This is a genomic window from Photorhabdus machadonis, from assembly GCF_052657765.1.
The window spans coordinates 3,798,685-3,812,380 of sequence record NZ_CP199761.1 but is presented as its reverse complement, the minus strand read 5'-3'; the positions used below and the strand labels follow the sequence as shown (position 1 = coordinate 3,812,380).

21 protein-coding genes and 1 pseudogene are annotated in these 13,696 nt (G+C 48.5%); 19 read left to right on the top strand and 3 right to left on the bottom strand.

Going from position 1 to position 13,696, the window contains the following annotated elements; all coding sequences use genetic code 11:
• Positions 1-17: 17 nt before the first annotated feature.
• Positions 18-227, top strand: coding sequence for a hypothetical protein (locus ACUN2T_RS18235; protein ID WP_445494427.1), 210 nt, complete (start codon positions 18-20; stop codon positions 225-227).
• On the opposite strand, the gene ACUN2T_RS18230 is transcribed toward ACUN2T_RS18235, so the two are convergent.
• Positions 217-402 (bottom strand): YdiH family protein, encoded by a 186-nt coding sequence (locus tag ACUN2T_RS18230; RefSeq protein ID WP_445494426.1) that lies wholly within the window; start codon positions 400-402, stop codon positions 217-219. The genes ACUN2T_RS18235 and ACUN2T_RS18230 overlap by 11 nt on opposite strands.
• 149 nt (positions 403-551) lie before the next feature.
• Here ACUN2T_RS18230 and ACUN2T_RS18225 point away from each other — a divergent pair, with 149 nt between their 5' ends.
• The 3 genes from ACUN2T_RS18225 to ACUN2T_RS18215 are packed head-to-tail and all read left to right on the top strand — an operon-like array spanning position 552 to position 1,737.
• Entirely contained in the window at positions 552-884 is a 333-nt protein-coding gene (locus ACUN2T_RS18225) for a phage holin, lambda family (protein WP_445494425.1), read from the top strand.
• The gene (locus tag ACUN2T_RS18220) at positions 874-1,278 is read left to right on the top strand and encodes a structural protein (RefSeq protein WP_445494424.1); all 405 of its coding nucleotides are present in this window, start codon (positions 874-876) and stop codon (positions 1,276-1,278) included. Before ACUN2T_RS18225 ends, ACUN2T_RS18220 begins: the two co-directional genes overlap by 11 nt.
• A gap of 6 nt (positions 1,279-1,284) precedes the next feature.
• On the top strand, positions 1,285-1,737 hold the full coding sequence (locus ACUN2T_RS18215) for a lysis protein (RefSeq protein ID WP_445494423.1): 453 nt from the start codon (positions 1,285-1,287) through the stop codon (positions 1,735-1,737).
• Positions 1,738-1,787: 50 nt separating this feature from the next.
• Here the strand turns inward: ACUN2T_RS18215 and ACUN2T_RS18210 are convergent, their stop codons facing one another.
• Both ACUN2T_RS18210 and ACUN2T_RS18205 read right to left on the bottom strand, forming a co-directional pair.
• Positions 1,788-1,856, bottom strand: coding sequence for a KTSC domain-containing protein (locus ACUN2T_RS18210; protein WP_445497815.1), 69 nt, complete (start codon positions 1,854-1,856; stop codon positions 1,788-1,790).
• A pseudogene (locus tag ACUN2T_RS18205) lies at positions 1,840-1,941 on the bottom strand (hypothetical protein); the annotation flags it as partial. The gene ACUN2T_RS18210 and the pseudogene ACUN2T_RS18205, both read right to left, overlap by 17 nt.
• Positions 1,942-2,195: 254 nt before the next feature.
• Here ACUN2T_RS18205 and ACUN2T_RS18200 point away from each other — a divergent pair.
• The 15 genes from ACUN2T_RS18200 to ACUN2T_RS18130 all read left to right on the top strand — a co-directional run bounded on the left by ACUN2T_RS18200 (position 2,196) and on the right by ACUN2T_RS18130 (position 13,692).
• The gene (locus tag ACUN2T_RS18200; protein WP_445494422.1) at positions 2,196-2,801 is read left to right on the top strand and encodes a terminase small subunit; all 606 of its coding nucleotides are present in this window, start codon (positions 2,196-2,198) and stop codon (positions 2,799-2,801) included.
• Positions 2,755-4,278, top strand: coding sequence for a phage terminase large subunit (gene terL, locus ACUN2T_RS18195; protein ID WP_445494421.1), 1,524 nt, complete (start codon positions 2,755-2,757; stop codon positions 4,276-4,278). Before ACUN2T_RS18200 ends, terL begins: the two co-directional genes overlap by 47 nt.
• Before the next feature lie 2 nt (positions 4,279-4,280).
• Complete coding sequence (locus ACUN2T_RS18190; protein WP_445494420.1) at positions 4,281-5,756, top strand: DUF1073 domain-containing protein; 1,476 nt, start codon at positions 4,281-4,283, stop codon at positions 5,754-5,756.
• A 70-nt stretch (positions 5,757-5,826) separates the two neighbouring features.
• Entirely contained in the window at positions 5,827-6,360 is a 534-nt protein-coding gene (locus ACUN2T_RS18185; RefSeq protein ID WP_445494418.1) for a phage head morphogenesis protein, read from the top strand.
• 15 nt (positions 6,361-6,375) lie between these two features.
• Positions 6,376-7,632, top strand: coding sequence for a DUF2213 domain-containing protein (locus ACUN2T_RS18180; protein WP_445494416.1), 1,257 nt, complete (start codon positions 6,376-6,378; stop codon positions 7,630-7,632).
• A gap of 10 nt (positions 7,633-7,642) precedes the next feature.
• Entirely contained in the window at positions 7,643-8,149 is a 507-nt protein-coding gene (locus ACUN2T_RS18175; RefSeq protein ID WP_445494414.1) for a structural cement protein Gp24, read from the top strand.
• Positions 8,150-8,160: 11 nt separating this feature from the next.
• Positions 8,161-9,108, top strand: a complete 948-nt coding sequence (locus ACUN2T_RS18170) for a DUF2184 domain-containing protein (protein WP_445494413.1) — start codon at positions 8,161-8,163, stop codon at positions 9,106-9,108.
• Between the two features lie 38 nt (positions 9,109-9,146).
• Complete coding sequence (locus ACUN2T_RS18165) at positions 9,147-9,542, top strand: STY1053 family phage-associated protein (RefSeq protein WP_445494411.1); 396 nt, start codon at positions 9,147-9,149, stop codon at positions 9,540-9,542.
• A complete protein-coding gene (locus ACUN2T_RS18160) occupies positions 9,511-9,921 on the top strand; it encodes a DUF4054 domain-containing protein (RefSeq protein WP_445494409.1) in 411 nt (136 codons plus the stop codon). Before ACUN2T_RS18165 ends, ACUN2T_RS18160 begins: the two co-directional genes overlap by 32 nt.
• A complete protein-coding gene (locus tag ACUN2T_RS18155) occupies positions 9,918-10,436 on the top strand; it encodes a hypothetical protein (protein ID WP_445494407.1) in 519 nt (172 codons plus the stop codon). Before ACUN2T_RS18160 ends, ACUN2T_RS18155 begins: the two co-directional genes overlap by 4 nt.
• Positions 10,423-10,812: a head-tail adaptor gene (locus ACUN2T_RS18150; protein WP_445494405.1), complete on the top strand. Its 390-nt coding sequence runs from the start codon at positions 10,423-10,425 to the stop codon at positions 10,810-10,812. Before ACUN2T_RS18155 ends, ACUN2T_RS18150 begins: the two co-directional genes overlap by 14 nt.
• A complete protein-coding gene (locus ACUN2T_RS18145) occupies positions 10,802-11,347 on the top strand; it encodes a phage neck terminator protein (RefSeq protein ID WP_445494403.1) in 546 nt (181 codons plus the stop codon). Before ACUN2T_RS18150 ends, ACUN2T_RS18145 begins: the two co-directional genes overlap by 11 nt.
• A 3-nt stretch (positions 11,348-11,350) precedes the next feature.
• Entirely contained in the window at positions 11,351-12,814 is a 1,464-nt protein-coding gene (locus ACUN2T_RS18140; RefSeq protein ID WP_445494401.1) for a DUF3383 domain-containing protein, read from the top strand.
• A gap of 9 nt (positions 12,815-12,823) precedes the next feature.
• Positions 12,824-13,264 (top strand): phage structural protein, encoded by a 441-nt coding sequence (locus tag ACUN2T_RS18135; protein WP_445494399.1) that lies wholly within the window; start codon positions 12,824-12,826, stop codon positions 13,262-13,264.
• Between the two features lie 2 nt (positions 13,265-13,266).
• On the top strand, positions 13,267-13,692 hold the full coding sequence (locus tag ACUN2T_RS18130) for a phage tail assembly chaperone (protein ID WP_445494397.1): 426 nt from the start codon (positions 13,267-13,269) through the stop codon (positions 13,690-13,692).
• Positions 13,693-13,696 lie beyond the last annotated feature (4 nt).

Genomic DNA, 13,696 nt, shown 5'->3' with positions numbered 1-13,696 from the left:
CAACTGGAGAAACCAGGATGGAAAACAAAGAAAATTCAACAGTAATCTTTGCAGGAAAAGAGGTAGAACGAGAGCATCTATACCATTTGCTCGAAGTTATCGCACCCGCAGTCTGTGAAGTCGCCATTCACCATTCAAAAAATGGTGAAGACATCGAGATAGTGACTAAACATGCGAAAGCAACAGCCGAAGCTATTGTTTCCGCATTGACTTTTACTAAGAGCTAAGAGCTTTCCATGTCTTCATGGAGTCGTCTTTCAATTTTTGCTCAAGATCATCAATCTGTAATAGCTCGGTAAATTCCGCTTCAAGTTTTCTGAGTTCAAGCAAATATTGAGCGGGTGAAAGTTTTTTGTCAGAACGGCGTAAATATTCAAATGCAAGAGTTTGCGCATCTGTCATAACAGATTCCTCTTTGGTTGTAGGGACTAAAGATGATACCACGCGCCGGGCGTGAAATACCCGGCAACACTTCAAGGGCTGCGCAATGCGCGGCCTTTTTGTTTTCACGCCCGTAATCGCGGGGACTTAATCCCCAGCGGGGGTGGAACATGAAAATAATGGACAAGCAACCAGACATCTGGATGCAGCTATGGTTATGGCTGTTATCAGTCAAAGAACAAGGTTTAGGTGCGGCGCTGGCTGCAACAATGGCTTATCTCAGAGGCCGATATAACGGCGGTAAGTTCTGGAAGACAATGATTGACGCAATGATGTGCGCTTTGATCGCGTGGTTCATTCGTGACTTACTCGTCTTCTTAAATTTGAGCACGGATTTAGCGTACATCGGCAGCGTCATTATTGGTTATCTGGGGACTGACTTTTTCGGCCAGTTGATGCGTGGGACTTTACGTAATAAGGCGGGGGTATCAGATGCAAAGTAGAGGCATACGAAACAATAACCCCGGCAATATCCGTTGGGGTGATGACTGGCAGGGTTTGGCGTCTGAATCACAGCGTACCGATAAATCGTTCTGTCAGTTTGTCAGCCCTGAATATGGTATTCGGGCCATGATTAAAATTTTACATAATTACAATAGAAAATATGGTCTCAAAACAGTGAAGGGGATCATTTCACGCTGGGCCCCGCCCAATGAGAATAATACCGAGGGTTATGTTAATCGTGTGTGTAAAGACACCGATGTTACTCGTGATCAGGTTGTTGATGTGTTTAATCAGGCACTTATGACAAAACTGATTAAGGCCATTATTACCGTAGAGAATGGTAGTCAGCCCTATGACAACGAGGTCATTGATAAAGCCTTTTCACTTTTGTAGGGCGATATGATGAAGTTTAACTTACACGGTTACACCTTCGTTGCCCTGGTTCTTGTCTCGTTGGTGGCTCATCACTATTACGGTAAGTACACTAAACAGCTTGATACGACAGTCCAGCTACAGAGCGAGTTGCTGGAGCAACAGAATGAAATCGCCAGTCAGCAGGAGAGGATAAAACGCCTGTCTGAACTGGATAATCAATATACAAAGGAACTTGCTCATGCCAAATCTGAAATTGATGCTCTTCGTGGTGATGTTGCCGCTGGCCGTCGTCGGCTGCTCGTCAAAGCCACATGTCCAAAGAGTGAAGCCAGTTCCTCCTCCCGCTTGGATGATGCAACAGCCGCCCGACCTGATGACACCGCTATCCGGCATTATTGGACCCTCAGAGAGCGAATAGCAGTAATCAATCAGCAGGTATTAGGCTTGCAGGACTACATCAAAACTCAGTGTCAGTAACAGAAAGCCAGAAAAGCGAGGCATAGCCCCGCTGAATTAATCAACCTATCTTACTTACGATAGGAATAGACATCCTTGATATGCTTATTGAAATATCGCCCCTTAGAAGGTGCGTTCATCAATCCTTGGTGTATCTGTGGAGGAACACCAAGGATTGATGAACGCACCATCACGGAAAGCTATTTCCAATGTTTTTGTCGCTTGGTTATAACCAACAGAATGAAGGTTTGAAGATGAAACAGGAACTCAATTCACTTTCTAAATCTCCTCTATATGGGAAAAGTCCCGAGGAAATATTAGAATATTTTAACAGATATAACTTTGTTGACGATCACGGACATAAGTTAGAACTATGTCAAGATTTTATAGATCTTGTGAAACTATCCGCAAAATAAGAATACCTAATCAATGAGCCTCGTTTAATCCGGGGCTTTTTACGTTTATATACAGGTAAATATATGACAAAAAAACTCACCACTAAGCAGCGGATGTTTAGCCATGAGTACATTGTCGATCTTAATGCTACACAAGCCGCTATCCGCGCCGGGTACAGTCCAAAGCGGGCCTCTGAAATGGGCTACAGCTTGTTGAAGAATCCACTCGTTAATCAATACATTGGACAGCTCAAACAAGAACGCGTTCAGCAACTGGGTGTGGACGCAGGCTATGTACTGATGAGACTCGTTGAGATCGACAGGATGGACATAGCCGATATTCTTCACGCAGATATGAGCCTAAAATCTGTACAGGAGTGGCCGACAACCTGGCGACGTTATCTTAGCGGCTTTGACTTGGCAGAGATGTTCGAGGGGCGAGGCGAGGATAGAGAAATTGTCGGCATTCTTAAAAAAATCAAATGGCCTGATAAGGTTAAAAATCTTGAATTACTGGGTAAGCATGTTGGCGTGCAGGCGTTCCGTGAGAATGTTAAGACTGAATTAACGGGTAAAGATGGAGGGCCGGTACAAATTGACTTAACCGATGAGCAACTTGAAGAGAGACTAAAGGAGGTTGGCTATGGCCGTCGCTCAAGTCAGCTCAATGAGAAACTTACAGACTCTTGAAGCCTATCGGTGTAGAGCAATAGAACAAGCCCGATCATCTCTGATGGATTTCACGCTCTATACAAACTCACGGTATGAAACGGGTTGGTTCAATGAGTTACTTTGTTTAGAGCTCGATCAGTTTCTGAGTGATATTGAGAATGGCAAGATGCCCCGGCTAATGATATTTGCCCCTCCACGTTCAGGGAAGAGCGAATTGGCATCTCGTCGGCTTCCCGCTTACGTGCTGGGCAAGCATCAAAACTGGCACATCATATCTTGTTCATATTCGTCTGATCTTGCTAATCGCATGTCACGCGACACGCAGCGCATTATTGATACCAAAAAATATCAAGATGCGTTTCCGAACACTCGGCTCAATGGAACGAACATTAGGACGCTTGCGGGTGGGGCAATTCGTACAGCGGAATTATGGGAAGTACTGGACGCTAAAGGTCAATTGCACGGCGGTTCTTATCGTGCGGCGGGCGTTAATGGGGGCATTACTGGGCAGGGGATGAATATCGGTATCATCGATGATCCGGCAAAGGACTACAAAACAGCCTCATCCCCGGTCTATCAAGAATCTGTTATGGACTGGTATGACACCACGTTCTTCACCCGCGCAGATCCGAAGCTGAATGGCATTGTGATTATTCTCACTCGCTGGCATCAGAATGACTTAGCGGGCCAGCTACTCAAGCTGGCAGAGGAAGGCGGAGAGCAATGGCGAGTAGTCAGTTTTCCGATGGAAGCCGAAAAGGAAGAAATTCACGTTCTGAACGGCAAAACATACCGCTTGAGAAAGCCGGGTGAAATCCTGTTCCCCGAACGCATGCCACAGGATTTTGTTGATAAATGCAAGCAACGTGGCTCGCTGGTCTGGAATGCTTTGTACCAACAGAGACCCACGGCAAAAGGCGGCGGCTTAATCAAATCAGAGTGGTTCAAAGAGTATACGGTCTTACCGCCCATCCGCTGGAGTACGGTCTATGGCGATACAGCACAAAAAATCAAAGAAGCCAATGACTTCTCTGTTTTTGAGCTGTGGGGCCTGGGTGAAGACGGCAAGATGTACCTGATTGACATGATCCGGGGAAAGTGGGAATCCAAGGAACTCAAACGTCGCGCAGTCGCTTTTTGGACGAAATGTAAGGCCAGAAAAGATTGCGGTTCTTTGATTTCGATGAAGATTGAAGATAAAGCTTCCGGTACCGGGCTAATCCAAGAAATCCAGACAGAGGCCCTATGCCCGGTGATACCCATTCAGAGAGATAAGGATAAGTTCACGCGGCTGATGGATGTTCAAGGCTATATTGAGTCGGGTTACGTTTATCTACCCGCCGAGGCTGAATGGATAAATGATTTTCTCACTGAAATGGAAGCTATCACTCCAGAGTTTAATACGCACGATGACCAGCTCGATCCGTTAATGGATGCTATTTCTGACATGAAATCTGGCGACCTAGGTATATGGGAAGCATTAGGGAGACAATAGTAATGGCCCGTAAAAATCGTCGTAACGACGCAAAAAAGCCCGTTAGGACTGCTGACGGGTACAATAACTTTACTGCAAAACTCGGCGGGTATACATCAAACATTCAATCGAATGGTACGTACATACCTGGCTACATTTCACGTAACAGAGTACAGATTGAGTTTGGCTATCGCAGTTCATTTTTAATTGGCGCGGGCGTGGACGCCATGGCTGATGATATGACTCGCAAGGGCATATCGATCAGCTCACGAATGAAGCCAGATGCTAAAGGAAGACTGGAAACGTTTTGGGAAGATATCGGGATTTGGGACGAACTCAATAATACCCTGAAATGGTCTCGTTTGTATGGCGGGGCATTGCTGGTGGTACTGATTGACGGACAAGACCCGTCAACGCCTCTTAACCTTGAAACGATTGGTGAGGGGCAGTTCAAGGGCACTTTGTGTCTTGACCGGTGGATGGTCAAACCGACGGACAGCGACGTAGTCAAAGAGTACGGCCCGCACTTCGGAAAACCCCAATTCTATAACGTGGTGATCAATCAGCAGGGAATTCCACCCTGGAAGATTCATCACTCGCGCGTTATCAGGATGGAAGGTGATACATTGCCATTTCAGCAAGCACAGACAGAAAATGGCTGGGGGATGTCGGTGGTAGAGCGCATTTTCGAGCGTGTCCAAGCGTTTGATACAGCCACTGTTGGGACAACGCAACTCATTCACAAAGCGCACTTGCGGACGTATAGCATTGATGGCTTAAGGAAAATATTAGCGACAGGCGAAGGAAGTCCTGCATATGCCGCACTGATGAAGCATATGGACATGATCCGCGAATTCCAGACAATTGAAGGCATGACGTTAATGGATGCGTTGGACGCATTCCAAACTCATAGCTATTCGTTCGCCGGTATTGCTGATGTCATCTTGCGCTTTGCTGAACAAGTCTCTGGGGCTACCGGTATCCCGCTAGTGCGTCTGTTTGGTCAATCGCCATCCGGGTTTAGCACCGGCGACGGTGACTTAGAGAACTACTACAGTCGGGTTAACACGTTGCAAGAAAGACGTCTCCGTCACCCATTGAGATGGTTGCTGGATATCTCGCATCGGTCACTATTCGGCGAGCCGCTTCCTAATGATTTCACTTTCGAGTTCAACAAACTTTGGGAAATGTCAGACACGGATAGATCAACAATGGCGAACAATGTGGCTTCTGCAATAGGGACGCTGGTGGACAGGCAGATCCTGCCTATTCATGCGGCAATGACGGATTTACGTAACATGGCTGACATCATCGGTATTGGAGGTTCAATTACAGATGAAGACATTGAAAGCGCAAAAGCGATCTGGGCGGAGTCTGAATCTGAAACCCGCCCTCCGCCGACGTTCGGAAATTCAATACAACAAAAGCCTACAGGCGATAGTCAGCCAAATAAATCAAATCATCACGGGCTCTTACGATGGTTCTCAAGCCAGCGCTGATACCGCCGCGGGTCATCTTATCGACTACTCGCAGGTTCTTGACGATTGGATTACTTCCGTCGCGCATAAAATGTTCATGCAAGTGGAGGGTGAAGAATGGCGCCAGTGGCGTTCTGTGTCGCAAGAGATTTCGGCGGGCTTGCGCGATGTAGTGGGAAATACTCCGATTGGGCAAGTCACTCAAGATATCGTTTATCGTCAGATTCAACTGATGAAATCACTGCCGCTCGAAGCTGCCGAACGTGTTAAAGAGATTCAGGATAGGGCAATACAGGCCGTTATCAATGGCGAACGGCCAGATGAACTTTATCAAATGATAATGGAGTCTGGGAATGTCGCGGCGAACCGGGCGAGGATGATAGCCCGTACGGAGATTGGCAGAGCGACAACGGCGCTTACACAGGCTCGCGCGTTATCAGTCGGCTCAGAGGGCTATTGGTGGCGTATCGAAGGGGCTGGCACGCGACCCTCACACGGAAAGATGAAAGATAAATTTGTGCGCTGGGAAGATCCGCCCACTTTGGACGGAATGACAGGCCATGCGGGGTGTCTGCCGAACTGTAAGTGCTGGCCGGAAGTGCATATTCCCCCGCCGAGAGAATGACAGGCAGCTTAGGAAATGAAATATTTTTTTACTACAAGGCTTGGGGAGACTCGCTATCTGCAAGCCGATAGCTCATTGCTGTGTAAAGACGTACCCATTGCTCGTACAGGCACACAAACTTATCTGCCCGAAGAAATTGACTTACAACCTGATGCCAGTGGATTGGTCACAGTCTATCGCACCGAAGATGAGGTTTTCTCACCGGAGACAATGGCGTCATTCGAGGGGGTGGCCGTCACACTAGATCACCCCGAGGACGAAGAAGGGAATGTCGTTTTTGTTAATCCTTCCAATTTCTCCGAACTGGCTCACGGACATATCCAGAACGTCCGACGCGGCACTGGCGATAAGTCGGATTTGCTGGTGGCTGACGTGCTGGTTAAGCGACAAGAGGCCATTGATGCAATAAACGCAGGAATAACCGATGTCAGTTGCGGCTATGACACGCAATACAAGCAGATAGCGCCCGGCAAGGGCAGGCAATACCAAATCACAGGAAATCACCTTGCCATTGTCAAAAATGGCCGGGCGGGTTCCCGTTGTGCAATCGGGGACTCAGCCCCAAAATTCAAGAAGGAGAAGCCGGTTATGTCATGGCTTAAAAATTTGGCGAAAGCCGTTAAAACAAGAGACGACGACGCGCTAGCGAAACTCATTGATGAAGCGCCGGACCTTCCATCTGATGGGATGGCCTCCATTCCTGGAGTGACAATCAACATGAATACGCCAGCACAAGCAACAGCATTACCGACGGCGGAGCGCACGACGGTTGATGACAAGCCAAACAACACTGAAAACAAAACAGAGGATAACGCGGTACCGGAATGGGCTCAAAAGTTTATGGATTCCATATCAACGCGTTTAGATACGCTGGAGGGGAAAACGGCGGACGGTAACCCCGAAGATGAAGAGGACGACGCTAAAGTGACGGGTGATGCTGCCTATCGCCGCAATATTATCGCTGACGCGGAAATCATTTGTCCCGGCTTTAAACCCACAGGGGATAAGTCCCTCAAGCGGCAAGTGCTCAGTCATGCAATGCGTACCGGTGATAGCCTGAAATCCTTTGGCATCAGTGATTTTTCCAAAACACCAAAGGCAACCGTTGATGCGGTATTTAACGCTGCGGTAGAAATTAACCGGCAAAAGAACCGACTCAATCCTATCACTTTTCAAACTGTTGATGCTGCTGGTTCGGCAGTGGGATCAAAGCACGCTACGCCGGCGCAACTGAATGAGTTGTACGCTAACCTCTGGAAACGTAACAAATAAGGTAAATACAATGGGTGGAATTTCTTATCTTGACCGGATGCCGCTGGGCATTCCGGGTTCTGTAACTCGTCCCCGTGACCTGACTATTCAGCCCGAAACCGTCGATCCTAAGAAACTGTTCAGCGCATATGGGCTGGTGGGGAAATATTCGAACGGGAAATTTGTCCCGCTTGAGGAGGGTGATACGGTAGACGAAGTGAAAGGTATTCTCGTTCGTCCCTACCCTACCCAGTCACAGACAGATCTGGCTTATCTTGGGGTTAAAGCAGGATCCGCCGCCGACAATCTGAAACGGGGTTATATCTGCGTGGCGGTGGGTGTATCCGCTGCTAGTGTTAGCGCCAGCAAAGGCAATCCGGTTTATGTGCGCGTCGCCGGGGCGACAGCCGATAGCCCGGTTGGGTCATTTGTGCTGATACAGGATGTTACAGGGGAAAATACACCGGCGTTGCCGGGCGCCGAAGTGATGGGGCCGAGTGATGCTAACGGCAACATTGAAATCGCATACAACATTTAATAAGGAACGCTATGTTTACTATCGATAAAGCCACAAGAGATTCAACCGGCGTGTTTCTTATTGGTGAGCTGGAGCGCAGGGACCAGACACTGAACATGCCGCTTGTGTCGACCAAGTGGTCACGTGATATGCCACTTCGTACTGACGTTTCTATCGCCGATGAAGTGTCTTCCTATACAAACACCTCACTTGCGGCGGCGGGGGGATCAAACCCTAACGGTAAGAACTGGATCAGCACAACATCAACAGCGAATTCCGGGCCAATCCTAAATATTGAACGTACGGCTCAAGCGCTCGAACTGTGGGGGATGGAAGTGGGTTATACCGTCACCGAATTGGCTTCGGCTATGCAAGTGGGGCGTCCCATTGACAGCCAGAAGCATGACGCGATGAAGCTAAAATACAACATGGATGTTGACGAGCAGGTATACATCGGTGATGCAGAAAAGGGGATGTGCGGGTTATTGAATATCCCGCAAGTTATCCCGCGTGCAGCAGCGGCTCCATGGACGGCGACGACAGATCCGGACGTTATCGTTCAGGACTTTAATATTCTCCTCACTGACGCGTGGGTATCGTCCGGCTACGCGATTTGTCCCGGCAAAGTTGGCTTAGCGCCTGAATTGTTTGGGTTGCTTTCAAGCAAGAAAGTATCTAACGCCGGAAATATTTCCGTACTGGAATACGTGAAAATAAACTGCATTGCATTCCAGGAGAACGGCGAACCGCTGGAAATCGTTTCCATGAAATGGGCCTCTAAGCGTGGCGCACGGGGTGCGCACAGAATGGTCGCTTATACACAAGAAGAGCGATATATCCGTTTTCCGTTGGTACCCCTGTTGAATACCCCGCTGGAATATCGCGGACTATGGCAACTGACAACCTATTATGGCCGACTGGGGCAGGTTGAAACGCCGTATGCGAATACCATTGCCTATTTGGATGTTCCGGTATCTTAATTAATGGCGGGGACGCCTCCGCCTTCATGGAGACTGACATGAAATACCTCGTATCAAAGAAAGCGATCCTGAGTTTTGCAGACGGTACTCAAATAGAACTGCAACCGGGCATTAGCAGCTTTCCCGATGAAGTTATCAACCATTGGGCATTCTCAGCTCATGCCCAGCCAATTGATGAAAACGAGCTGAAACAAAAGGACTTAAATGACTCTTCGGCCTTTCTGGAAGAGGTGATTGAGAAATTGGTTACTGAGAATGAAGATCTTAAGTCTCAGATAGCCGTTAAAGACGTGACCATTTCCGAAATGCATAAAGTCTTAGAGGAAATGAAGGCTCAGGTCGACGTTAAATCTGACAAAACCCTGACAGAAAACAATACTGAAAAGAAACCGGGGGCTGGCAATGGCAAAAAACAGTCTTCTGCCGACAGTTGATCAATTCCGCACCGACTTCCCTGAATTTTCCGACAGCACCCACTATCCCGACACTGCAATCAATTTCTATCTCAGCCAGGCGGATAAGCTACTTGACCAAAACGTACACGGTGACCAGTTCGTCTATCTCTGTGAGTTGTTCACCGCGCATTACGTTGAGCTGAGAGGGAAAACTATTGCGGGTGCCTCTATCAGCGGCAGCGTGAATACGGCCGCGGGTGGAGTGGCAACATCAAAATCGGTCGATAAAGTCAGTGTCAGCTATGACGTGTCAGGCATTATCAATCCCGATGCGGGATTCTGGAACAACACGGCATACGGAAGAGAGTTTTTTTGGTGGTGGTCCATGTTCGGCGCGGGTGGGAGACAACTGTTATGAAAAGTGGTCTGACTATCAAGGCGGACAATGCGGCGGCAATACTGGAATCCCTCAAAAAGCTATCAGATATGGACGTGCTGGTGGGTATCCCGGCCGAAAATGCTACGCGTGAAGAAGGGGAAGCGCTGAACAACGCAGAAATTGGCTATCTGCAATCTACGGGGGCAACAGTGGAGCTTGATGGCGAAACTGTCACGCTCCATCCCCGACCTTTCCTTGAGCTTGGTATCGATGACACAAAGGACCGCACCGCCTTGTACTTAAAAGCGGCGGCAGAGTTTGCATTGGAAGGAAAGCAAGATGCTGCTATTCGTGAGCTTGAGCGTGCGGGACAGATTGCGCGTGACGGGGCAAAAAAAGTCATCAGTGATGGTGATCGACTGACCCCAATTGCTGACGCAACGAAAGAGGCTCGGCGCAGGCAGGGGATACCCGGCGACAAACCGCTATACGCTCACGGTTACTTGCTGCGTTCTATCAACTATGTTGTGAGGAATAAAAATGCCACTTCTTGATGTCACTGAGGTTTTATTTGATCCCGATTTCTGCGATACGTCGCTGAAATATACACGCCGCAAAGTCATTGTCGATGATGATGGGTTTGCCACTTCGGAAAAAACTACAAAAAGTTTTGCCGGGGTAGTGACCGTTGACTGCTCTCTCGAGGCTCAGATGAGAATAGCCGGGCAAGTCGTCAGCGGTAATATTCTGATTATTACAGCAACACGGTTGATAGCAGGCGAAACCGATAAAACGGGCGATGTGGTCACGTATCAAAACCGGGATTACTTAGTCAAATCCGTTGATCCGTATACAGCTTACGGGGCCGGGTTCGTGCAGGCGCATTGTGAGCTATTGCCATTTGATGGAGGGGTACCCATTGAGCAATAGCACCCAACCGGGCTGGCTCACACCCTTGTCAGGCCCAGACTATGACCGCGAGATAGAGCGAAAGCTGTCACGCTGGATAAGTTCAGTAAGTGGCTTGATGGGGAAGATGATGTTCCCAAAATGGCAACCTAATGATGAAACGCGAGTTTTTCCCAGTCACGATACTAACTGGTGTGCGTTCGGGATTTCATCGATAGTTTCCGATGATACGCCCGCTTTCGTTAATCAAACGGATGAAAGTACCGAATTGTGGCGACATGAGAAAATCGAATGCCTTATCTCGTTTTATGGTCCGTCAGGTCAACATCATTGCACGCAATTTCGGGATGGGATCACGCTCAGCCCCAACAACGCAGAATTAAATCGAATCGGTCTGTCACTCAGCAACTACAGCCGTATTTTTTCAGCGCCCGAACTTATCAATAACCAGTGGGTGCGTCGCTATGACATGACGGTCACCTTACGGCGAAAAGTCGAGCGTGAATACGGTGTTAAATCGCTGGTGGACGCGCCGGTTAAATTCTTTGGAGATTAAATTATGCAGGGATTACCTGTTTCAAATATCGTCAATGTCACGATAAACATGGCCCCGCGTGCCGCGCAATCCCGAAACTTTGGCTCACTACTCATTGTGGGTGCAAGCAATGTGATTGATACTCAAGAACGTTTACGTCTGTATTCCGATATTGATGGCGTCGGAGCTGATTTTGGTCTGGATACCCCAGAGTATCAGGCGGCGGCACTTTATTATTCCCAGTCACCCCGCCCGGTTGATTTATATATCGGCCGATGGGTAAAAGATCAGTCGTTTGCTGTCTTAAGAGGGGCAATACTGACGAAGCAACAGCAAGCCATTAGCATTTTTACTACCATTACGGATGGCTCTTTTAAGTTAGTGATTAACGGTAAAGAAGCGGTATGCAGCGGCATTGATTTCAGCAAAGAGACCAATCTGAACGGTGTGGCCCAACGAATTGCGGAAAAGCTGAAAGATTGCGCGGTGACGTGGGATACCTCCCGTTTTGTGATTTCGTTGCAAGCATCAGGGACGGTGGGTTATGTCTCACTGGCAACTACCGGGACTTATATTGGTGACCTGTTAAAGCTGAATCAGGGATCGGGCGCTACCGCTATCGAACCGGCCAAAGCAGAAACCCTTGCTGAGGCGGTGGCAACACTGGGTGCTACGTCAAGTGGCTGGTATGGGCTGGTGGTTGCTGAGGGTACATTGACGGATGAAGATGTTTTGTCTGTTGCCGACTACATCGAATCTGCATCGGTTTCTCGTATCTATGGGCATACAGTACAGAAAACAGAGGTATTGGATGCTGACGTTGCTACTGATATCGGAACACAACTGAAAGGCGGAAACTATCAGCGCACGCTCTGGCAATATTCATCGGGTAAACCGTATACCGCCGCTTCTCTGATGGGACGGATGTTTACCGTCAATTTCAATGGCAATAACACCACCATTACCCTGAAATTCAAACAAGAACCGGCTGTGACGGCGGAAAGCCTGACAGCAACCCAAGCTAACGCCTTGAAGACGAAAAACGGCAATGTTTTCGTTAAATACAACAACGACACGGCCATTATTCAGGAAGGCGTCATGGCGAACGGGGATTTCATTGATGAGCGCCACGGGCTGGACTGGTTACAGAACTACGTGCAGAACAATCTTTATAACCTGCTTTACACCAGTACTGGCAAGATCCCCCAGACGGATGCGGGTGTCACGCGTTTACTGACCAACGTTGAGCAATCCCTTGATCAGGCCGTCACCAACGGGCTGGTGGCACCGGGTATCTGGAACGGCGGGAGCATTGGACAAATCCAGTCGGGTGATACCTTAACTAAAGGGTATTACGTCTACGCACCAGCAATTGCGACACAAGCGCAGGCAGACAGGGAAGCCCGAAAAGCACCGGTTATCCAGTGCGCTATCAAGTTAGCGGGTGCTGTCCACTATGCAGATGTACTGATTAATGTCGTTCGATAAGGGGTAAACATGTCAACCTATTCATTTATGGATGTTTCGGCATCTTTGACCGGCCCAACCGGGGTTATCGATATGGGGTATGGTTCAGCCACTTCGGAAGAGGGGATCACAATCACGATGACCGAAGCCAAGAACACCATGACGATTGGCGCAGACGGGGAAGGGATGCACTCGTTACATGCGGGCAAATCCGGCACCATCACAGTGACTTTATTGAAAACCTCACCGACCAATAAAAAGTTGTCACTGGCGTATAACGCGCAATCACTGTCTTCAAGTACATGGGGTAATAACGTGATTGTTATTCGAAACCACGTATCAGGGGAAATCACGACAGCGCGGGGCGGTGCTTTCCAGAAACAACCCGATTATACAAACGCAAAAGACGGCGGTACCGTCGCGTGGGCGTTTGACTGCATCAAAATCGATCAAGTGTTAGGGGAGTTTTAATAATGGAATTTGAAATTAACAGTATTCAGTATCGTACGGCAAAGCTGAGCGTGTTCGATCAACTCAAAGTATCCCGTAAGTTGCTGCCTGTTCTGGCCGGGTTAGTGTCTGATATTCGCGCCGTACAGACAATGGCGCAAGACAAAAACATGGAGGGCGCTTTAGAGAAGGCGCTGCCTAAAATCGCACAAGCCGTTTCTGACTTAAGCGACGAAGATTGTAATGCGATCCTCTACCCCTGCTTATCAGTTGTATCGCGGCAACATGGCAAAGGGTGGACTGCTGTATTCTCGCAGGGGGTATTGCACTTCGATGACATTGACCTGCCAACATTGTTGCAGCTAGTCGCGAGAGTGATCGGGGATTCATTAGGAAATTTTTTGCACGCACTCCCCGACAACGAGACGCCACTCCCGCCAGCGGCTTAGTGCT